Origin of the sequence: Streptomyces niphimycinicus, from assembly GCF_018883605.1 — a bacterium.
GTDB lineage: Bacteria > Actinomycetota > Actinomycetes > Streptomycetales > Streptomycetaceae > Streptomyces > Streptomyces niphimycinicus.
Map to the genome: position 1 here is coordinate 1 of NZ_JAHLEM010000353.1, position 21,459 is coordinate 21,459.

At 71.7% G+C, this 21,459-nt stretch carries 13 protein-coding genes; 6 read left to right on the plus strand and 7 right to left on the minus strand.

All coding sequences use genetic code 11. The annotated features are described in order from the left end of the window. On the plus strand, positions 1–327 hold a 327-nt coding region (locus KN815_RS28435), incomplete at its 5' end, for an ABC transporter permease subunit (RefSeq protein ID WP_216344756.1). A gap of 74 nt (positions 328–401) precedes the next feature. After that, entirely contained in the window at positions 402–1,862 is a 1,461-nt protein-coding gene (locus KN815_RS28440) for an aldehyde dehydrogenase family protein (RefSeq protein WP_216344757.1), read from the plus strand. A 226-nt stretch (positions 1,863–2,088) separates the two neighbouring features. Here KN815_RS28440 and KN815_RS28445 read toward each other — a convergent pair whose 3' ends face one another. Next, positions 2,089–3,171: an NAD(P)/FAD-dependent oxidoreductase gene (locus KN815_RS28445; RefSeq protein WP_216344758.1), complete on the minus strand. Its 1,083-nt coding sequence runs from the start codon at positions 3,169–3,171 to the stop codon at positions 2,089–2,091. Between the two features lie 74 nt (positions 3,172–3,245). Next, a complete protein-coding gene (gene sigJ / locus KN815_RS28450) occupies positions 3,246–4,118 on the minus strand; it encodes an RNA polymerase sigma factor SigJ (RefSeq protein WP_216344759.1) in 873 nt (290 codons plus the stop codon). Between the two features lie 206 nt (positions 4,119–4,324). Here sigJ and KN815_RS28455 point away from each other — a divergent pair, with 206 nt between their 5' ends. Further along, positions 4,325–5,434 (plus strand): PP2C family protein-serine/threonine phosphatase, encoded by a 1,110-nt coding sequence (locus KN815_RS28455; protein ID WP_216344760.1) that lies wholly within the window; start codon positions 4,325–4,327, stop codon positions 5,432–5,434. Positions 5,435–5,549: 115 nt separating this feature from the next. Further along, the gene (locus KN815_RS28460; protein WP_216344761.1) at positions 5,550–8,183 is read left to right on the plus strand and encodes an ATP-dependent Clp protease ATP-binding subunit; all 2,634 of its coding nucleotides are present in this window, start codon (positions 5,550–5,552) and stop codon (positions 8,181–8,183) included. Positions 8,184–8,252: 69 nt separating this feature from the next. Here the strand turns inward: KN815_RS28460 and KN815_RS28465 are convergent, their stop codons facing one another. Further along, the gene (locus tag KN815_RS28465) at positions 8,253–9,446 is read right to left on the minus strand and encodes a CapA family protein (RefSeq protein WP_216344762.1); all 1,194 of its coding nucleotides are present in this window, start codon (positions 9,444–9,446) and stop codon (positions 8,253–8,255) included. 318 nt (positions 9,447–9,764) lie between these two features. Here KN815_RS28465 and KN815_RS28470 point away from each other — a divergent pair, with 318 nt between their 5' ends. Then, the gene (locus tag KN815_RS28470) at positions 9,765–10,616 is read left to right on the plus strand and encodes a class I SAM-dependent methyltransferase (RefSeq protein ID WP_216344763.1); all 852 of its coding nucleotides are present in this window, start codon (positions 9,765–9,767) and stop codon (positions 10,614–10,616) included. A 42-nt stretch (positions 10,617–10,658) separates the two neighbouring features. Here the strand turns inward: KN815_RS28470 and KN815_RS28475 are convergent, their stop codons facing one another. From KN815_RS28475 to KN815_RS28490, 4 genes are all read right to left on the minus strand, one after another. Next, complete coding sequence (locus KN815_RS28475) at positions 10,659–12,566, minus strand: Xaa-Pro dipeptidyl-peptidase (RefSeq protein ID WP_216344764.1); 1,908 nt, start codon at positions 12,564–12,566, stop codon at positions 10,659–10,661. Positions 12,567–12,652: 86 nt separating this feature from the next. Further along, the gene (locus KN815_RS28480) at positions 12,653–12,883 is read right to left on the minus strand and encodes a DUF5988 family protein (protein ID WP_059144666.1); all 231 of its coding nucleotides are present in this window, start codon (positions 12,881–12,883) and stop codon (positions 12,653–12,655) included. Positions 12,884–12,909: 26 nt separating this feature from the next. After that, complete coding sequence (locus KN815_RS28485) at positions 12,910–13,680, minus strand: AfsR/SARP family transcriptional regulator (protein WP_216344765.1); 771 nt, start codon at positions 13,678–13,680, stop codon at positions 12,910–12,912. Between the two features lie 744 nt (positions 13,681–14,424). Next, the gene (locus KN815_RS28490; RefSeq protein ID WP_216344766.1) at positions 14,425–15,237 is read right to left on the minus strand and encodes an SAM-dependent methyltransferase; all 813 of its coding nucleotides are present in this window, start codon (positions 15,235–15,237) and stop codon (positions 14,425–14,427) included. A gap of 243 nt (positions 15,238–15,480) precedes the next feature. Here KN815_RS28490 and KN815_RS28495 point away from each other — a divergent pair. Continuing rightward, positions 15,481–21,459, plus strand: a 5,979-nt coding sequence (locus KN815_RS28495; RefSeq protein ID WP_253209295.1) for a type I polyketide synthase, incomplete at its 3' end; no start/stop codon positions are given.

Genomic DNA, 21,459 nt, shown 5'->3' on the forward strand with positions numbered 1-21,459 from the left:
GCCTCCCGCCGCCATCTGCTGCGCCGCCACATCCTGCCCGCGGTGCTGCCCCCGGTCGTCCGGCACGCCCTGCTGCGCCTGCCGGCCGCGGCGCTCGCCCTGGCCTCGCTGGGCTTCCTCGGCCTGGGCGCGCAGCCGCCGTCACCGGAGTGGGGACGGCTGCTGGCCGAGAACCACCCCTACGCCGAGCGCGCCCCGTGGACGGTCCTCGCTCCCGCCGCCGCGCCGGCCCTCCTGGGCGTGCTGGCGGTGACGGCGTCCGGCGGGGTGCGGTGGCCCCGTCGTCGCCTCCGCATTGACGACGGCCCGGGGCGCGGCGGAGACTGACGTCCGGCCAGGTGAACTGAAGTTCGTTCCGCGAACGTGCTCTTCGGGGCGAGGGACCGTAAAGGACATCCGCTATGACCCTTCACCGCGACCTGTTGATCGATGGCAAGGACACCCCGGCCGCCTCGGGGCGCACCGCCGAGGACCTCGACCCCTACACCGGTGAGGTGTTCGCCACCGTCGCGGCGGCCGGGGCAAAGGACGTGGCGCGGGCGGTGGCCGCCGCCGACGCCGCCTTCCCGGCCTGGGCGGAACTGGCCCCGTTCGAGCGCCGTAGGATCTTCCTGACCGCGGCGGATCTGCTGGAGTCGCGCGCCGACCGGGCCGCGGAGATCATGGCCCGGGAGACCGGGGGCACCGCGCCCTGGGCGCACTTCAACGTGGGCCTGGCCGCGGCCATCCTCCGCGAGGCCGCCGCCGCGATCACCGCCCCGCGCGGTGAGGTGCTCAGCGCCCAGGAGGCGGGCGCGCTCGGCCTCGCCGTCCGCGAACCGGCCGGTGTCGTCGCGGCCTTCGCCCCCTGGAACGCCCCGGTCATCCTCGGGGTCCGCGCCGTCGCGGCGCCCCTGGCGGCAGGCAATACGGTCGTGCTGAAGCCCAGCGAGGACGCCCCGCTGGCCTGCGGGTTCTTCGTCGCCGATGTGCTGCGCGACGCCGGGCTGCCCGACGGGGTGCTCAATGTGGTCACCAACGCCCGTGCGGACGCCGCCGAGGTGGCCGAGGCGCTCATCGCCGATCCGCGCGTACGGATCGTCAACTTCACCGGCTCCACCGGAGTCGGCAGGACCATCGGCGAACTCGCCGCGCGTTACCTCAAACCGGCCGTGCTGGAGCTGGGTGGCAAGAACGCCATCATCGTCCTGGACGACGCCGATGTGGACCACGCGGTGGACGCCGCCACCTTCGGTGTGTTCCTGAACTCCGGACAGATCTGTATGTCGGGCGACCGGATACTCGTCCACGAGAGCCTCGCCGAGGAGTTCACCGCGAAGTTCACCGCCAAGGTGGCCGCCCTGCCGTGCGGCGACCCGGCCGACCCGGCCACGGTGGTCGGCCCGCTGGTCGCGGCCGCCTCGGCGCGCCGGGTGGCGGCCCTGGTGAAGGACGCGGTGGACAAGGGCGCCACGGTGCTCACCGGCGGTGGCGAACCGGACGGCGCGGTCCACCCGGCGACGGTGCTCGGCGGTGTCACCCCGGACATGGACATCCACCGGGCCGAGGCGTTCGGGCCGGTCTGCGTGGTCGCCACCTTCGCCGACGACGACCGGGCCGTGGCCCTGGCCAACGCCACCGACCACGGCCTGACCTGCGGCATCATCACCGAGAACGGGACTCATGGGCTCAAGGTCGCCCGCCGTATCCGGACCGGCATCGTGCATATCAACGACCAGTCGGTGGCGGACGAGCCACAGGCCCCGTTCGGTGGCGTCAAGCACTCGGGGTACGGGCGGTTCGGTGGCCGCTGGGGCATCGAGGCGTTCAGCGACACCCGCTGGATCACCCTCGCCACCCAGCACGCGCACTACCCCTTCTGAGCAGGCCGGAGGAAGTCCGCTACGGTTCGGGCGGCGCCCCGAAGGGGCGCGGGGCGGCGTCGATGTGCGGCTCCGCCGCGGCTGTGTCGATGTGCGGCTCCGCCGCGTGGGACCAGCCACGACGGCGCCGCGGTCGGCCGACGACGCATCGCCACACTTCCGGCGGAGCGCTCAGCGGCTGCGCGACCCCTCGGCCCATCCCGGGGACTCAACTCATCGCGGGGGATCAGCTCATCCCGGGGATGAGGGGCACGGCCCCGGGGCGCCGCGCCGCCAGCCGCAGCATGCTGACCGTGGAGCGCACGACCCGCTCCTTGGTCCGTGCGGCCAGGCCGCCGCGCACCACCCGCTCGCGCGGGGAGTCGTCCGCCCGCACCAACTGGATCAGCCCGTCCCGGCGGCCCAGGCTCACGCACTGGACCACAAAGCGGAAGCGCAGTGGCTCCGGCTGCCGCCCCCGCGCCTCGGCGATGATCGAGGAGGCGGCGTGCGAACCGGCCGGGAGCGCGGTGGCACAGGCCATGCGCAGGGCACCTCCGGCGGGGGTGGTCATGGCCGCCGAGTCGCCCACCGCGTAGATCTCCGGATGGGACACCGAGCGCAGGGCGCCGTCGACGCTGACGCGGCCGGTGGCGTCGAGTGCGATCCCGGCGGCCTCGGCCAGGGCGGTGTTCGCGGTCATCGCGGTGGCCCAGGCCACCGCGTCGGTGTCGATGTCCTCGGGACCCGCCACCCGGCGGCCCTCCTCGATCCGCACACCGAGCCCGGTGAGCGTCGCCCGGACATGGGCGCGGCCCTTCGCCGACAGCCCGGTGCCGACCTCCTCGCCGGTGATCAGCCGGACCTTCCAGGTGTGCTGGGACTCGGCGATCTCGGCCGCCAGCTCGATGCCGGTGAGTCCCCCGCCGACCACCGTCAGCTCACCCGGGCCGTCCAGCAGCCGCTTGTGCAGTTCGGCCGCCGTCTCCGGGGTGAAGGCGCGCTCACCTGGGTCGGGGGTGCGGCTGCCGAGCGCGTACACCAGCCGGTCGTACGGAATCCGGCGGCCGTCGTCGGTGGTGACCTGCCGGGCGGCCGGGTCGATCCGGGTGGCGCGGGCGGCCACGTGGGCGATGCCGGCCCGCCGCGTCAGCGTGTCCAGCGGATGGGTGATGTCGGGCCGTCCGGCGGCCCGCTCGTGCAGCCGGATGCGCTCGGTGAAAGCGGTGCTGGGATCGACCAGGGTGACGCGGGTGTGCGGGGCCAGCCGCAGGGCGGCCATCAGCCCCGCATAGCCCGCGCCGAGTACCAGGACCTGCTGCTTCTCCATACCGGCGGCCTCCTTCTCGGGTGGTGTTCATGAGGAGGACGACATGGCGGCTCCAGATGTGACGGTGATGCCGGTCACAGGTTCGGCAGGTCGAGATGGCGGAGCTTGTCGGGGTTGACGACCACGTCGATCTCGGTGATCAGACCCTGGTGCACGGAGAACGCGAAGACCACGGCCTGGCCGGCCGCGCGGTCGGCGATGACCAGGCCCGGGGCGTCGTTGACGGCGCAATGGTGCACCACCATCGTGGCCGGGTCGAAGCCCCGGGCCAGACCCTGGGCGAAGCGGGCCACCTTCTCGTTGCCCAGCACCGGGATCCGGGCCGCCGCCACCTTGCCGCCACCGTCCGAACGCCAGACGACCTCCGGATCCAGGATCTCCAGCAGCCCGTCCATGTCGCCGCCCAGGACCGCCTGGAGAAACGCGTCCACCGCCCGCCGGTGCTCCGCGCGGTCCACCGAGCGCCGCGGTGCCTCCTCCCGGACCCGCTTGCGCGCCCGGGAGGCCAGCTTTCGTACGGACTCCGGGCTGCGGCCGACGACCTCGGCGATCTCGGGGAACGGCACCGAGAAGACATCGTGCAGGATGAACGCGGTCCGCTCGGCCGGGGTCAGCCGCTCCAGCACGGTCAGCAGCGCCAGCCCCACCGACTCGTCGAGCGTCACCCGGTCCTCCGGACCACCGGTCGCCACCACCGGCTCGGGCAGCCAGGGGCCGACGTACGCCTCGCGCCGCACCCGCGCCGACCGCAGCAGGTCGTAGCAGATCCGGCTGATGACGGTGGTCAGATACGCGCGGGGGTCGGCGACCTCGTCCGCGGGCAGCGCCTGCCAGCGCAGCCAGGTCTCCTGCACCGCGTCATCGGCGTCGGCGACCGAGCCGGTGATGCGATAGGCGACGGCCCACAGCCGGTCGCGCTGCTGTTCGAAGTCGGTCAGCTCTGCCATGTCCTGATCCTCTCGTCGGCCTGAGAGGGAGGACGAGACGGCGGCCGGAAGTGTGACAGCCGCCTCCCGGACGCGGCGGTGGTCTCCCCGGCGAAGCCCGCGGCTTCGCGGGTGGTCCGGGCCCCTTCCGGCGGCGCGGTTGTGCCCTGCGGGGCGGGGCGGGGTTGGCGCGGGGGCAAGGGCAGGCGTAAGCAGTAGATGTGCACATGCGGCAGGGTCATTCGGATCTGCGCCGGCCAAGGTGGCGTACCCGCGTCTTGGTCGTGATCCCCCTGCTGCTCATCGCGCTGATCACGCTCGGCGATGTGCTGTCCCCGTCGAGCGTCCGGCTCAGCCCGCTGCTGATCGCGGCCCCCGCCATGACCGCCTCGTTCGCCGGACCCCTGCTCACCGGCTGCGTCGGGCTCCTGGCCGTCGCCGCCCAGATCGCGGTGAACGCCTCGGAGGGCTACCTCGGCTACCCCGGCCGGCTGACCGAGGTGATCACCCTGGCCCTGGTCTCGGCGATGATCGTGCTGTTCCGCGCGGTCCTCGACCGGCATATGCGCGAGCTGAACCGGGTGCGGGCGGTGGCCGATGTGGCGCAGCGGGTCCTGTTGCGTCCGCTTCCCGTCCGGGTCGGCCCGCTGCTGATCGCCTCGGTCTATCTCGCGGCCGAGCCGGGGGCGGAGATCGGCGGCGATCTGTACGCGGCGGCGCGCACCTCCAACGCCACCCGCCTGATCATCGGCGATGTCCGGGGCAGCGGGCTGACCGCCGTCGCGGACGCCTCCCTGGTGCTCGGCGCCTTCCGCGCGATGGCCCACTGGCCCGTGCCCCTGACCGATCTGGCGGCCCACCTGGACACCGCCCTGTCCGCCGAGCGGACCGAACCCCCCGACAAGGCCCCCGGGGCAGGGGAGTCGTTCGTCACCGCCGCCGTGCTGGAGATCCCCGACGACCAGTCGGTGGTCCGGCTCGTCAACTGCGGACATCCACCGCCGATCATGCTGAGCGACTCGGGTATGAAGGCGCTCGAGGGCCATGCGCCCGCACTGCCGCTGGGCCTCGGTCATCTGGTGGCCGACCGGTACCACAGCGAGGTCTTCCCCTTCGAGGAGGGCGATCAGTTGCTGCTGTACACCGACGGGGTCATCGAGGCGCGGAACAGCGAGGGCACCTTCTACCCGCTCGCCGAACGGCTCCCCGGATGGAACGGCTCCGGACCCCAGCACCTCGTCGACCGACTGCGCCGCGATCTGCTCTCCCACACCGGCGGCCACCAGGGCGATGACGCCGCCCTGGTCGTCCTCGAACGCCACGGGGCGGAGCCCTGACCGCGCCGCACGGAGAGTCGAAGGGCCCGGGGCGGGGCCCGGCGTCGCCGATGCCCGCCGCCCGCGAAACCGCCCACGAACGGACATCGGTGTCAATCGCCCTTAAACTGGTCGCATGGGCAGCGGGAATGGGGGCCCTGACAAGGGGCCCGAGGACTTCGGGCCGGATCCACTCGGCGACTTCCTCGCACGCTTCCTCGGGACCGGGCCGGCCGGCCAGCGGCCCGATTCACGACATGTCGACTTCGGGCGGCTGATGAGCGAGAACGCGCGGCATCTCGTCTCGGCCGCCGCGTCCTACGCCGCCGAACACGGCAGCACCGACCTCGACACCGAACATCTACTGCGGGCCGCGCTCTTCTCCGAGCCCACCCGGACCATGGTCTCGCGCGCCGGAGCCGACCCCGACCGGATCGCCGCGGACATCGACCGGGAGGCGGGAGGCGGCCCGCCGCGCAACTCGGTCGCCGTCACCCCGGCCGTCAAGCGGGCGCTGCTCGACGCCCATGAGATTGCCCGCTCACGCGGCTCCTCGTACATCGGCCCCGAACACGTACTGATCGCGCTCGCCGCCAACCGCGAGTCCACCGCCGGGCAGATCCTGGGCGCCGCCCGCTTCGAACCCAAGGCCCCCGGCCCGCCCCAGACCGGCGGTCTCACGCCGAGCGCCCCCACCGCCGACCAGCGGCCCGTCGTGGACCAGCGGAAGACCCCGAACCTCGACCGGTTCGGCCGCGATCTGACCGAACTGGCCCGCGAGGGGCGGATCGACCCGGTGATCGGCCGCGATGAGGAGATCGAGCAGAGCATCGAGGTGCTCGCCCGGCGCGGCAAGAACAACCCCGTCCTCATCGGCGAGGCCGGAGTCGGCAAGACGGCCGTCGTCGAGGGGCTCGCCCAGCGGATCACCGACGCCGATGTGCCGGACATCCTGCTCGGCCGCCGGGTCGTCCAGCTCGACATCGCGAGCGTCGTGGCGGGCACCCGCTTCCGCGGCGACTTCGAGCAGCGGGTCACCGGCATCGTCGATGAGATCCGCGCCAACACCGACGAGTTGATCATCTTCATCGACGAGCTGCACACGGTCGTCGGCGCCGGTGGCGGAGGCTCCGAGGGCGGCCAGATGGACGCGAGCAACCTCCTCAAGCCCGCGCTGGCCCGCGGCGAACTGCATGTGATGGGCGCGTCCACCCTCCGGGAGTACCGCCAGTACATCGAGAAGGACGCCGCGCTCGCCCGCCGCTTCCAGCCCATCATGGTCCCCGAGCCCACCCCCGCGGACGCCGTCGCCATCCTGCACGGTCTCCGGGACCGCTACGAGGCCCATCACCAGGTCCGTTACACCGACGAGGCACTGCTCGCCGCCGTCGAGCTCTCCGACCGCTACCTGACCGACCGTTTCCTGCCCGACAAGGCCATCGACCTCATGGACCAGTCCGGGGCCCGGGTCCGGCTGCGCTCCAGCGGCCGCGGCACCGATCTGCGCGCCCTGGAACGGGAGGTCGAGCAGCTCACCCGGGACAAGGACCAGGCCGTCGCGTCCGAGAGCTATGAACGCGCCACCTCCCTGCGGGACCGCATCGCCGAACTGAACAGCCGGATCGCCGAGGCATCCGGTACGCAGTACCACGGCGGGCGGGTCGCCGAGGTCACCGTCGAGGACATCGCCGAAATCGTCTCCCGGCAGACCGGAATCCCCGTCGCCAGCCTCACCCAGGAGGAGCGCGAACGCCTGCTGGGCCTGGAGGAACACCTCCATCGACGGGTCGTCGGGCAGGAGGAGGCCGTGGCCGCCGTGGCCGACGCGGTCCTGCGCGCCCGCGCCGGACTGGCCGACCCCAACCGCCCCAGCGGCAGCTTCCTCTTCCTCGGCCCCACCGGCGTCGGCAAGACCGAACTGGCCCGCGCACTGGCCGAGGCGCTCTTCGGCAGCGAGGACCGCATGGTCCGCCTCGACATGAGCGAGTACCAGGAGAAGCACACCGTCAGCCGGCTCGTCGGCGCGCCCCCCGGATACGTCGGGCACGAGGAGGCCGGGCAGCTCACCGAGGCGGTGCGCCGCCAGCCCTACTCCCTGCTGCTCCTGGACGAGGTGGAGAAGGGGCACCCCGATGTCTTCAACATCCTGCTCCAGGTGCTCGAGGACGGCAGACTGACGGACGCCCAGGGCCGCACCATCGACTTCAAGAACACCGTCATCGTGATGACCAGCAACCTCGGCTCGGAGGCCATCACCGGACGCGGTGGCCCCCTGGGCTTCGGCGGCGGTGACGACGAGGCCGACGAGGCGGCGCGCCGGGAGCGGGTGCTGCGCCCGCTGCGGGAGCACTTCCGGCCGGAGTTCCTCAACCGCATCGACGAGGTCGTCATCTTCCGCCGGCTCGCCGACGACCAGCTCCGGCAGATCGCCGATGTGCTGCTGGAGGAGACCCGGCGCCGGCTGCGCGCCCAGGACGTCAGCGTGGAGTTCACCCCGCCCGCCGTCGAGTGGCTGGCCCGGCATGGACACCAGCCGGAGTACGGCGCCCGGCCGCTGCGCCGCATCATCCAGCGCGAGGTCGACAATCCGCTCTCCCGGATGCTGCTCGGCGGCACGCTGCCGGCCCACAGCCATGTCCGCGTCGATGTGGAGAACGAGAAACTGGCCTTCCACACCCAGGAGGCGCAGCGGGCCGGGGGGCAGGCGGAGCAGCCGGGCCGAACGGAGCAGCCGGGCGAGCCGGGCCGTCCGGACCAGCCCGAGCCGTAGCGCCACGGGAAGCGGGCCGGGGCCAAGGGAAGGGGGAGCGGGCCGGGGCCAACGGGAAGCGGGCCGGGCTCAACGGCCCATCGTCAGGCCGTCCTTCTTGGCGCCCCGGCTGAGCACCGCCTCCTGGATGGTGCTCAGGGCGCTGGTGTAGCCCCGGTTGCCGGGGCTCTTCTCCAGGGCCCGGGGCAGGTTCACCAGGGAGATCGGATCGTTGTCCACGGCGTGCGGAATGTACTCCGCCTTCTTCACCTCCCACGCCTTGCCCTGGGCGCTGGGCGGGGCGAAGGTGAAGCGGGCCGCCGAGCCCATCTGGCCGCGCTTGTCGGGCATGACCCCGGCGATCTGGTCCCCCATGCCGTAGACCACCCAGGTGCCGTTGACCTTCTCGTACGCCTGGGGGATATGGGCATGGGTGCCGATGATCAGGTCGATGTCGCGGCGGCCCCCGTCCTTGGCGGCGGTGAGCTTCTTGGCGAGCGAGAGCTGGAGCTTGTCGGGCGCCTGTTGCCATTCGGTGCCCCAGTGCACGCTGACGACGACCACATCGGCCCCGGCGCGCCGCGCGGCCCGGGCGTCCTTGATGATCCGCGCCGGATTGATGAGGTTGACCAGCCACGGCTTGCCCTTGGGGACCGGGATGCCGTTGGTGCCGTAGGCGTAGGCGAGCTGGGCGACCTTGGCGCCACCGGCCTGCATCATCGTGGGACGGGTGCTCTCCGCGGCGGAACGGGCCGATCCGGCGTGCTTGAGGCCGGCCTTGTCCATGGCGTCGAGGGTGCGGACCACCCCCTCGGGACCGGCGTCGAGGGTGTGGTTGGAGGCGGTGGAGCAGGAGTCGTAGCCGAGCCTCTTGACGGCCGAGGCGAGCTGCGGAGGCGTCTTGAAGGTCGGATAGCCGGTGAACGGCCCGTGGGCGGCCCCGTAGACGGTCTCCATATGGCAGATGGCCAGGTCGGCCTGGGCGACGACGGGCGCGGCCGCCCGGATCATGCGCTGGAAGTCATAGCCGTCACCGCCCGCGTCCGCCTGTGCCTGCCGGATGACCGAGGCATGCACCAGCAGATCGCCGGTGGCCACCAGGGTGAAGCCCTTCATGGTCCCGCTCCTGGCCGGTGCGGTTCTCGACGGCTTCTCCTCGGCCTTGGGGGTGGCCGGTGTCCCGCTGCCGCACGCGGTGGCGGCGCCGAGCAGGGCAACGGCGAGAAGCGCCGTCCGATGGCGTGGGTGATGGGACACGGTGCACTCCGCACTGGTCCGGGCCATGCCGGACCCTTTTGTTCTGATTGTCGGATTGTCATATTTATTGCACGACATCCGGAGGGGTTGCGGAGTGAGGGGGAGCTTCACCGGTTCGGCCGACGGGATGTACCCGATGGGCCCGGCTGCCCGCTGTTCGGCGCCCATCGATGGGACAATGCGCGCCCGCCGCGCGGCGCCGCGGCCCCGGCGGCCCCCAGGCCGACGTCCGTCGCGTAACTCCCTTGTGAACATGTGCGGTTGGCGATGCGCGCGGGGTGCGGAGCTGACACCATGGGGTATGTCGCTCGCGACATACGGCGGGACCTCGGGGGAGGACGCTCCATGCAGAACGGCCGGCCCAGCATCACCGCCCGCGGCGCCGCCGCGTTCCGCGCGGCCCACCAGCAACTGGAGGGCGGCCGGGTGTTCTACGATCCGCTGGCGCTCCGTATCCTCGCCGCCGACGCGGACGACCCCCTCATCGAGGCGGCCTTCCGGCCCGAGCGCGAGGATGTGCGGCTGTCCGTGGCCGCCCGCGCGCGGTTCGCCGAGGACGCCGTAGCCGCCGCCGTGACGCGCGGGGTGCGGCAGGCGGTGGCGCTGGGGGCGGGGCTCGACACCTTCGGCTGCCGCAATCCGTACGAGCCGGAGGGCCTGCGGGTGTTCGAGGTGGACCATCCCGCGACCCAGGAGTGGAAGCGCGGCCGGCTGGCCGCCACGGAGATCCCCCTACCGCCCTCGCTGACCTTCGCATCGGTCGACTTCGAACGGCGGAGCCTGGCCGACGGGCTGACGGCGGCGGGCTTCGACCCGGCCCGCCCGGCGTTCTTCATCTGGCTCGGGGTGGTGCCGTATCTGACGCACACCGCCGTGCTGGACACGCTCGGCTTCATCGCGGGCCTGCCGGGCGGCTCCGGAGCCGTCTTCGACTACGGCGAGCCGCCGGACGCGCTGCCACCGGAGCACCGCGCCGTGCACGAGGCCCGCGCGGCATGGGCGGCCGAGGCCGGTGAGCCCTTCCTCAGCTTCTTCACCCCCGACGAGCTCGCCCGTGACCTGCACCGCCTGGGCTTCTCCGCGCGGGAGGACATCCGCTACGGCGACCTCACGGCCCGGTACGAGAGCGGCCACCGTATGGCCGACGGGTACGCGGACCTGGGCGCCCATGTGATCCACACCTGGATCCAGGGCTGAGCCCGGACCGCGGTGGCGGCCCGGGCCCCGTCAACACGCCTGTCAGCGAAGGGACTTGGCGATTCCACCGGCGGCGGTCACCGGTACGGTGACATGGCTGCCGCCCAGGTCCACCGTCACCTTCGCCCCGGTCGGATCCTCGAAATAGAGGAAGTCGGCGTCGGTGCCGCCGAGGACCAGCCCCAGCCGATGGCCCGGCTTGATCTCGTAGTCGTTCGGCAGTGTCTTCCAGGCGATCCGGTAGGACCGGCCGGGGGTCAGCGGCTCCGGGGTGGTGAGCGAGTGGCGGTTCTGGGCGTCCATCCAGCCGCGGGCGATCACCTCCGAGGATTTGCGCGCCGTCACATTGGCGGTCTTCTGGTAGCAGGCGTCGTCCCGGGCGGTGCTCTCCCCGTGGCAGGATTCCTCGTCCAGCCCCTGGAGACCGTCATGGATCCTGTTCTGCGGCTCGTTGCGGTTCCAGTCGATCCGTTCGTCCTCGCCGTAGTCCACCAGCAGCGCGGTGAGGTTCGACGTCGGTTTGTCGAGCGTGACCCGCAGATCCGCGGTGGGCGTGCCGGACAGCCGTACCCCCGTGCGCAGCGGCGGGGTGAGGAACGCCAGGCGTCCCGGACGGCTCGCCGACGGGTCGGCGGTGAGATCCGCCTCGCTCAGCTTGGTGTCGGTGAAGGTCCCGGTGCCGCTCCCGGGGCTCAGCGCCAGCGAGCCGTCGGGCCCGGGGCGCAGGGGCACCGAGGAGGTGCCCGCGGGCCAGTCGGCCTGGGTGGTCCAGGTGGTCGGGCCGGTCTGGAGATCGACCCGGGGCTCGTCCATGATTCCGTTCTGGACGCCGTAGAGCCAGTGGTCGAACCATCGGTGCACGGTATCGACCCACTGGGCGCGCCGACCGGGCCAGTCGAACGGATCGGTGTGCCCGTAGCGGCCCAGCCACAGCTTGCGCGGCACATCGCGCTCGGCCAGTGGGGCCCACCAGTTGGCGAACTGGTCGATCCGTACATTGTAGTCGCTGAGGTCGTGTGCCGCGAGGACGCTCGCGCGCACCTTGTTCACCTCGGGCGCCGGCCGCGCGATGTAATTGCGCTCATGCCAGTAGGCGTTGTAGTTGCCGGTGGCGTCGTCCTCGCCGGCCTGCAACCGGTCGCGCACCGCCTGGCATTTCTGGGGTGGATCGGTGTCCAGCGCCGTCGTCAGATAGGAGGCGAAATCATTCCAGTGCTTGGCGCCGTTGGTGCGGGCGAAGTCGTACCACGAGCTGATCCCGGAGATCGGGACGATGGTCTCCAGCCCCTCCACACCGGTGCCGGCCACGGCGTTGGCCAGCATGCCCTCGTACGAGTGGCCGATCATGCCCACCTTGCCGGTGGACCAGGAGGCTTTCACCTCGCTGCCGTCGGCCGCGTGCGCCGTGGCCCGGCCGCCCAGCCAGTCGATCGTCGCCTTGGCGGCCGCCACGTCGGAGGCGCCGCCGACCGTCAGACAGCCGTCGGATCTGCCGGTCCCGGTCACATCCACATCGACCACGGCATAGCCGCGCGGCACGAAGTAATTGTCGTAGTAGAGGGGGAACTTGGCCGGGGCGCCCTGGGCGTCGTAGCTCTTCCGCTCCGACTCGAATCCGCGGCCCACGGTGTCGTTGTAGGGGCTGGCCGACATGATGACCGGCACCTTGAGACCTTGCTGGGTCTCCTTGGGCCGGATGATGTCCACCGCGACCCGGTCCCTGTGTCCATCGCCGTCACTGTCGACGGGTGTCCGGACCATGAGGTGCTCGCGCACGGCATCCGGATACGAGAACACCGGCTGAGTACGGCCGTTCACCACGTGGGCGCCGGGCGGGCCGCCGGGCTGGGTGGACGGCCGGGCCGAGGCGGGCCCGGCGGGCAGTGCGGCAAGGGCTGTCGATATCGCGACCGCGGCGATCACGGCGCCGCGCCATCGTGAGGTGAGCATACGGACCTCCTGGCCACGGCCCCCGCCCCGGGATCGGGAGTCGGCGGTGACCGGTCGGCGATCCCGGGGTTCCGGGGCCATGGAGGCTACTCGGCGATTTTCGTACGCATGGTCCAGCGAAAGATCGCTGTGGTGATGTCAGCGGAATCGCTGACGAGTTCGAAGTGCTCGTATCCATCGCGATGCTGGATTTTGAGCTTCTTGCTGGTGAGGGTCGATCGCCCGGTCCGGAATGCCCGGGGCAGATCGTCCGGTCCGCCTTCGAGGACGACCTCGATCGGGCTGCCGTCGGACAGATAACTGACGTGATCGCTCATATGTCCACCTCCTTACGCGGTCTTCCTCATGCGGGAACATGCAGTTCCAGCCGGTCATCCGAGGTGAGGATGGCGCGCTGCATGTCTTGCAGAGCCCGGCACGGTTCGAGCCCGAGTTCCTCATTGAGTGTCTTGCGCGCCGCTTGATACACATGCAATGCGTCCGCCCGGCGGCCACAGCGGTAGAGGGCCAGCATCAACTGACGGTGGAGTGCCTCCCGCAAAGGATGCTCGGTGGTCAACTGGTACAGATCGCTGACCAGTTCGCGATGGCGGCCGAGCATGAGCCGGGAATCCGTCAGCATCTCGATGCATTCCAGCCGGGCTTCTTTCAGCCAGGTCTGAAAGCCTTCGAGGATCGGCCCATGGCATACATCATCCAGCAGCGGATCGCGCCAGAGATCGAGTGCGCTTTCGAAAGTGGCCGTGGCCTGCTGGTAGCGCCGCTCCCTGAGATGATCCCGGCCCTCGCACACCAGCCGTTCGAAGCAGTGGAAGTCGAGGTGATCGGGGCCCAGCCGCAGGACATATCCCGGGGGGCGGGTGAGAACGGGGCTTTCGCTCTGACCGGGCCGGCGCAGGAACTTACGGATCTGGGAGACATACACATGAAGCCCGGCGATCGCCCGGCGCGGCGGATACTCCCCCCAGATCTCCGCGATGAGCTGGTCGATCGGGACCACCTGATCGGCGCGGACGAGAAGAACGGTCAACAGGACCTCGATCTTCCGCGCCCTGATGGTTAATTTCCGCTCTCCTTCAACCACCCGGAGAGGTCCCATGATCTCATATCGCACGATGTGCCCCATCCGAGTCGCCGACGAGTGCGGTCATGGGACAGTCGGCGCCTTTGCCGGAAGTGCCCGTGGTGTTTTCTGGGTGTTTCCTCGATTTCGAGGGCGATGTCCGTCTGCTTCCGGAGGCGCACGCCTGTGCGGGGCGGGCTCTGGTGGCTCTGTTGGTCCGCGCGGATCGCCGTCCCGGGCCGTCCGGGTGGCGCGCGGCAATTGTCACGTCCCCGGATTCCGGCGACCCCGGAGGGGATGGGAAGTGGGCGCTTGCTGAGCCGCTTGCGTGTGGAAAGTGGTCCGGTCGCGCCCCTCTGCGCGGGGACGGGCGGTGCCGCCGGATCCACTGACGCACGCCGTTCGCGACTGCCATTACTCACCCCTCTTTTATCGCGGGCCCTGCCGAGGAATCGGAGAACGGACAAGATCGGACGCCTTCGGCGGGTGCCCCACATCGTAAGCAAGTCCTATGACTACCCACCTCACCTAGAATCCGGATATACGCGCCCTCGAGTCGGCGTCCTCGACGGTGCGGAGCGGGTATTCGCAATGCGTCCGGAAGATCGGAGTCCGGATATCCCGCACTTGAGGTGGTGCAGTCCGCGAATGAGAATACGCGGATCGCATCGGCCGGGACAAGCGAATCCTGCGAGATCATGGGCCCCTTGGTGCCGCTTTGATGAGGAGTGAAGAATTCCGGCTCCGCGGGACCCATGAAGAGGGTGTCGAATAACCGTCAGGTTTGTTGGCGATTCAGGGCTTGTGGGCCACCACGATCGCGCAGCCGGCGCTCGGCACGGTGGGGAGCGCCGACTTGGCGGCGTCCAGTACCTCCTGGACGCTGACTCCGTGCCGCGCCTCGAACTCCCGGCGGCAGCGCAGGATACCGTCGATCATCCGGTTGGCGGTGTCCTTCGTGTTCTCGGTGACGTCGGTCAACTCATCGAGCACCAGCCCCGCGTCACCGATCAGACCGGGCCAGTCCTCCAGCCGGGTCAGCGAGGTGACCACATCGGGATCGGCGTCCGGCTGGTAACTGCCGTCGCTCGGCGGGGTGACATCCGTGAGCACCACCCGGCCCCCGGATCCCAGCACCCGGGCCATCTCGCGCAGCGCCGTCGGGCGGTCCATGTGATTGATCGATTCGAATGCGAGTACGGCGTCGAAAGCCGCGTCGTCGAAAGGCATGGCCATGGCGTCGGCGTATTGGAATGCCACCTGGTGGGACAGATCGGCCAGCCGGGCGGATTCGGTCGCCTGTTTGACCTGAAGCTCGCTGATCGTGATGCCCAGGACATGGGCGCCGGTGGCGGTCGCCACCCGCATCGCGGGTTTCCCGATACCGCAGCCGACATCCAGTACCCGGTCTCCCGCCCCCACCCGCAGCCGTTCGATCAGCAGATCCGTGAAGCGATCGGTGGCCTCCTGGACCGAACGGGTATCGGACGGGCCGTCCCAGTAGCCGAAGTGGAAGTTGTCGTCCCACGCCATCTGTAGAAGCGGTCCCAGCGAGCTGTAGTAGTCCGACACCGTGCCGCCTGGTGGCACGGCCGATGGAGATGTCATGACACTCCTCCTGTGTGCTCGGAGATCGGGGCGGCCAAGGGCGCATAAAGGGCTCACCCGCTCAGCGATGGTCATGGGTTCCGGTAACGCGTCTCTAAAGTCACCGGCCGTGGCCTATTTGGTCTTGCTTTAGAGCCGCGCACCACGATGGGCCACGTGCTCGCACCGATCATCAATCCGGAGCGGGAGTGCCGCCCATGACCCAGAACACGCAGATGTTCTCCCAGCGCCATATGGGGTGCGATGGATAGCGCCGCGCCGACCCGGACACCTCAGCAAGCGGAGCCCATCGCCGTGGTGGGAATGGCCTGCCGCCTGCCGCACGCACCCAGTCCGTCAGCCTTCTGGCGGCTGTTGCGGGAGGGCGGGAACGCCGTCACCACCATGCCGGAGGACCGCCGCCGGACCGGCACCGCCACTGTCGGCGGTGCCGCTGCCGACGGCCCCGCCACCGACGGCCCCGACCGGCCCGCCCCGGCCTGGTACGGCGGCTTCCTGGACCGTGTCGACACCTTCGACGCCTCCTTCTTCGGCATCTCGCCCCGCGAGGCGACGGCCATGGACCCTCAGCAGCGGCTGATACTCGAACTCGCCTGGGAGTCGTTCGAGGACGCGGGAATCCGCCCCGGAACACTGAAGGACACCCCGACCGGGGTGTTCGTCGGCGCCATCTGGGACGAGTACGCCACCCTGCTGCGCCGGGACACCACCGCGGCCACCCGGCACGCCATGACCGGTGTCCACCGCAGCATCATCGCCAACCGGGTCTCCTACGGCTACGGTCTACGCGGCCCCAGCCTCACCGTCGACACCGCACAGTCGTCCTCGCTGGTGGCCGTCCACACCGCCTGCGAGAGCCTGCGGCGCGGGGAGTGCACCCTGGCGCTGGCCGGCGGTGTCAACCTCATCCTCACCGAGGACAGCATGACGGCAGCCGCCGCCCAGTTCGGCGGGCTCTCCCCGGACGGGCGCTGCCACACCTTCGACGCCCGCGCCAACGGCTTCGTCCGCGGTGAGGGCGGCGCGGCGGTCCTCCTCAAACCACTCGCCGCGGCCGTACGCGACGGCGACCCGGTGTACTGCGTCATCCACGCCGGAGCCATCAACAACGACGGCGCCACCGACGGACTGACGGCCCCCAGCCCGGCGGCCCAGGAGGACGTGGTGCGCACCGCCCACCGGCGGGCCGGAGTCGCACCCGACGACGTCCAATACGTCGAACTGCACGGCACCGGAACCCCCGTCGGCGACCCCGTCGAAGCGGCGGCACTCGGCGCCGCGCTCGGCACCGCCCGAACGGACGGCACACCTCTGCTCGTCGGCTCCGCCAAGACCAATGTGGGCCACCTCGAAGGCGCCGCCGGCATCGTCGGCCTCCTCAAGACCGCCCTCGGCATCAAGCACCGCCTGCTCCCGGCCAGCCTCCACTTCACCACCCCGAACCCGCGAATCCCGCTGACCGAGCTCGGCTTGCGGGTCCAGGACCGGCTCGGCGACTGGCCCCGCCCGGACCTGCCCCTGCTCGCCGGGGTCAGCTCCTTCGGCATGGGCGGCACCAACTGCCATCTCGTCCTCGGCGAAGCGCCCGCCTATGCGTCTGCCTCCGTACCCGCGCCCGCCTCCGTGCCCGTACCGGCCTCCGTGCGCGCACCGGCCACCCCCGCGCCCCCTGTGGTGGTCTGGCCGATCTCCGCGAAGACTCCCGCGGCACTGCGCGCCCAGGCCGGGCGGCTGCGCGACCATCTGGCGGACCACCCCGCCCTCTCCCCGGCCGACATCGCACACTCCCTGGCCACCACCCGCACCGCCTTCGACCACCGAGCCGTGCTCCTCGGCGAGGACACCGACGAGCTGCTGAGCGGGCTGGACGCGCTGGCCGGGGGCGCGGAGACCCCCGGAGCGGTGCGGGGCAGGACCACGGATGGCGGCCTCGCCTTCCTCTTCAGCGGCCAGGGCAGCCAGCGAGCGGCCATGGGCCGTGAGCTGTATGCCGCCTATCCGGTCTTCGCCGCGGCGCTGGACGAGGTGTGCGACTGCCTGGACGCACGGCTGGCGGAGCCGCTGCACGAGGTGATGTCCGCCAGGGCTCCCTCCCCGCGGGCGGCGCTGCTCGACCGGACCTCGTACACCCAGCCCGCGCTGTTCGCCATCGAGGTGGCCCTGTACCGCTTGGCCGAATCCTGGGGGCTGACCCCCGGCCATGTGATGGGCCACTCGGTCGGCGAGATCGCCGCGGCCCATGTGGCCGGTGTGCTCACCCTGCCTGACGCCTGCGCTCTGGTGGCCGCCCGCGGCCGGCTGATGCAGTCGGTCATGGCGAAGGGGGCCATGGCCGCGCTTCAGGCCGACGCGGACGAGGCCGCCGGACTGCTCGCCGGATGGGAGGACCGGCTGGACATCGCCGCCGTCAACGGGCCCTCGTCCGTGGTGATTTCGGGTGACCACGACGCCGTCCACGCGGCCGCCGCCGTCTGGCGCGAGCGTGGCCGCAAGGCCCGGCTGCTGAAGGTCAGCCACGCCTTCCACTCGCCGCATATGGACGGCATGCTCGACGAACTGCGCGCCGTCGCCTCGCAACTAGCATTCTCCGCACCGGCCATCCCCCTCGTCTCCAATGTGACGGGACGGCTCGCCACCGCCTCACAACTCGCCTCGCCCGGCTACTGGGCCCGGCACGCCCGCCACGCCGTGCGCTTCATGGACGGGGTGCACACCCTTCTGGACGCCGGTGTCACCACCTTCCTCGAACTCGGACCGGACGCCCCGCTCACCGCCATGACCCGCGAATGCCTCACCGCACGGCCGGGACCGGCCCCCGGGCAGGCGCGCCCGGCCGCCGTGGCGGCGCTGCGCCGCGACCGCCCCGAGGCGCGCACCTTCGCCACCGCCATGGCCCAGGCGTATGTCCGCGGCGCCGAAGTGGCCTGGGACCGGGCCTGCGCCGGGCAGCCCCGGCAGCGGGTAGCCCTGCCGACGTACGCCTTCCAGCGGGACCGCTACTGGCCCGGCACGACACTCGAATCCACCGCGTCCGCCACCCACCCCACCGGGACCGACGGCGCCCCGGACCCGGCACCGCCCACGGAAGAGACGGCCGAGCCCGCCGCCGCGGCGTGGCGCCGCGATCCGCTGGACACCGTGCGGACGCAGGTGGCCCTCGTCCTCGGGCACTCCGCGCCGGGCGCCATCGATCCCGGCCTCACCTTCAAGGAGCTGGGCTTCGACTCGCTCGCGGCGACCGAACTGAGTGAGCGGCTCGGCGCGGCCACCGGGCTGCCCCTGACCGCCACGCTCACCTTCGACCACCCCACGCCACTCGCCGTCGCCGACCATCTGCGCGCCCACACCGCCCCTGCCACCTCCGCCGCGTCCATGGCCACCACGCCGGGCGACGCCGCCGAACCGATCGCGGTGGTCGCCATGGGCTGCCGCTTCCCGGGCGGGGTCGACTCGCCCGAGGCGCTGTGGCGGCTGGTGGCCGAGGGCGCCGACGCCATCGGGGAGTTCCCCCGGGACCGTGGCTGGGACCTGGCCGGACTCTTCGACCCCGACCAGGACCGCCTCGGCACCAGCTACGCCCACGAGGGCGGATTCCTCTACGACGCAGCGGAATTCGACGCGGAGTTCTTCGGCATCAGCCCCCGTGAGGCGCTGGCCACCGACCCCCAGCAGCGGCTGCTGCTGGAGACAGCGTGGGAGACCTTCGAACGGGCGGGCATCCGCTCCACCGCCCTCCGGTCCAGCCCGACCGGCGTGTTCGTCGGCGTGACGGCCCAGGACTACGGCCCCCGGCTGCACGAGGCGCCCAAGGGACTCGACGGCCATCTGCTGACCGGCGGCACCCCGAGCGTGGTGTCCGGCCGGGTGGCGTTCACCTTCGGCCTGGAGGGGCCCGCGGTGTCGGTGGACACGGCGTGTTCGTCGTCGCTCGTGGCCGTCCATCTGGCGGTGCGGGCACTGCGGCAGGGCGAGTGTGCGCTGGCCCTGGCCGGAGGGGTGACGGTGATGGCCGCCCCCGGCATGTTCACCGGCTTCTCCCGTCAGCGGGGGCTGGCCCCCGACGGGCGGTGCAAGCCGTTCGCGGCGGCGGCCGACGGCACCGGATGGGCCGAGGGGGTCGGCCTGCTGCTCCTGGAACGGCTCTCCGACGCCCGGCGGGAGGGCCACCGGGTGCTGGCGGTGATCCGGGGCTCGGCCGTCAACCAGGACGGCGCCTCCAACGGCCTGACCGCGCCCAACGGCCCCTCCCAGCAGCGGGTGATCCGCCAAGCCCTCGCCGACGCCCGGCTGTCGCCCTCCGAGGTGGACGCCGTCGAGGCGCATGGCACTGGAACCACCCTCGGCGACCCGATCGAGGCCCAGGCCCTGCTCGCCACCTACGGGCAGGAACGGACCGGAGACCGGCCCCTGTGGCTGGGCTCGCTGAAGTCCAACATCGGCCACACCCAGGCCGCCGCCGGCGTGGCGGGCGTCATCAAGATGGTGATGGCCCTGCGGCGCGGACTGCTGCCCGCCAGCTTGCACATCGACGCGCCCAGCCCGCATGTCAACTGGGACAGCGGCGCGGTGCGCCCGCTGACCGAGCCGGTGGAGTGGCCGCGCGACGAACGTCCCCGCCGCGCGGGTGTGTCCTCCTTCGGCATCAGCGGTACCAACGCGCATCTGATCGTGGAACAGGCCCCCGAGCCGGACCCCGCACCCGCCGGGGCGCGAACGGACGAGGGCGACCGGCCGGTGCCCTGGGTGCTCTCCGCCCGGAGCGCCGAGGCCCTTCGGGGGCAGGCCCGGGAGCTGGCCGCCCGCATGGCCGCCGACAACACGCCGACACACCAGGAGGTGGGCTGGTCGCTGATCACCACCCGGACGGCGTTCGAGCACCGCGCGGTGGTGGTCGGCGAGAGCCGCGACGAACTCACCTCCGCCGTCCAGACGTTGGCGACCGAGGGCACCCACCCGGGCGTGGTGCATACGGGCACGGCCGCCGCCACGGGTGGCGCGGGCCCGGTGCTGGTCTTCCCCGGGCAGGGCTCGCAGTGGGCCGGGATGGGTGCCGGACTGCTGGACGCCTCACCGGTGTTCGCCGCCCGGGTGGCGGAGTGCGAACGAGCGCTCGCACCCCATGTGGACTGGTCGCTCACGGATGTCCTGCGGGGGGCCGAAGGCGCCGCCGAGCTGAGCCGGGTGGACGTGGTGCAGCCGGTGCTCTGGGCGGCGATGGTGTCCCTGGCCGCCGTATGGGCCGAGTACGGAGTGCGGCCCGCCGCCGTCGTCGGCCACAGCCAGGGCGAGATCGCGGCGGCCGTGGTGGCGGGAGCCCTGTCCCTGGAGGACGGCGCCAAGGTCGTGGCGCTGCGCAGCCGGGCCTTGCGGCGACTCGCCGGAGGCGGGGCCATGGCCTCCCTCGGTGTGGGTGAGGAACAGGCCACGGAGCTGCTGTCCGGGCTCGCGGATCAGCCCGACGCGGTAGTGGTGGCGGTGGTGAACGGGCCCGAGTCCACGGTGGTGTCCGGGCCGCCGGAGCAGGTGGCCGCTACCGTGACCGCCTGCCGGGAGGCGGGCGAGCGGGCGCGGATGATCGAAGTGGACTATGCCTCGCACAGCCCCCAGGTCGATGAGATCGCGGAGGAACTCACCGAGCTGCTCAAGGGAGTTGAGCCGGTGGGCACGTCCGAGTCCGGGGTGGTGTTCTACTCCACCGTGACCGGTGGCCGGGCCGATGCGTCCACGCTGCACACGGGATATTGGGTGCGGAATCTGCGCGAGCGGGTGCGGTTCGCCGACGCGGTGCAGGCGCTGCTGGCCGATGGCCACCGGGTGTTCATCGAGGCCAGCACCCATCCCGTCCTCACCATGGCAATGCGGGAGAGCTTCGAGCACGCGGAGAGCGGCGCCACCGCCGTGCCCACCCTGCGCCGGGACCACGGGGACCTGGCCCAGCTCACGAAGTCGGTCGCGCAGGCGTTCATCGCCGGGGCCGAGGTGGACTGGTCGGCCGCGTTCCCGGCCGACTCCCCGCCTCGTACGGTCGATCTGCCCACGTACGCCTTCCAGCGCCGGCGCTACTGGCTGGACGCCCCCGGTGGGTCCGGCAAGGACCCCGGCGCCCTCGGCCTGGCCGGCGCGGACCATCCGCTGTTGGGCGCCGCGGTGCGGCTCGCCGACGGCAGCGGCCATGTGCTGACCGGACGTCTCTCCCCACAGACACACGGCTGGCTCGCCGAC

What these genes read in the sequence shown, in the direction of transcription:
- KN815_RS28440 (WP_216344757.1), top strand. Translation starts at nt 402, where the DNA reads ATGACCCTTCACCGCGACCTGTTGATCGATGGCAAGGACACCCCGGCC.
- KN815_RS28445 (WP_216344758.1), bottom strand. Translation starts at nt 3,171, where the DNA reads ATGGAGAAGCAGCAGGTCCTGGTACTCGGCGCGGGCTATGCGGGGCTG.
- sigJ (WP_216344759.1), bottom strand. Translation starts at nt 4,118, where the DNA reads ATGGCAGAGCTGACCGACTTCGAACAGCAGCGCGACCGGCTGTGGGCC.
- KN815_RS28455 (WP_216344760.1), top strand. Translation starts at nt 4,325, where the DNA reads ATGCGGCAGGGTCATTCGGATCTGCGCCGGCCAAGGTGGCGTACCCGC.
- KN815_RS28460 (WP_216344761.1), top strand. Translation starts at nt 5,550, where the DNA reads ATGGGCAGCGGGAATGGGGGCCCTGACAAGGGGCCCGAGGACTTCGGG.
- KN815_RS28465 (WP_216344762.1), bottom strand. Translation starts at nt 9,446, where the DNA reads ATGGCCCGGACCAGTGCGGAGTGCACCGTGTCCCATCACCCACGCCAT.
- KN815_RS28470 (WP_216344763.1), top strand. Translation starts at nt 9,765, where the DNA reads ATGCAGAACGGCCGGCCCAGCATCACCGCCCGCGGCGCCGCCGCGTTC.
- KN815_RS28475 (WP_216344764.1), bottom strand. Translation starts at nt 12,566, where the DNA reads ATGCTCACCTCACGATGGCGCGGCGCCGTGATCGCCGCGGTCGCGATA.
- KN815_RS28480 (WP_059144666.1), bottom strand. Translation starts at nt 12,883, where the DNA reads ATGAGCGATCACGTCAGTTATCTGTCCGACGGCAGCCCGATCGAGGTC.
- KN815_RS28490 (WP_216344766.1), bottom strand. Translation starts at nt 15,237, where the DNA reads ATGACATCTCCATCGGCCGTGCCACCAGGCGGCACGGTGTCGGACTAC.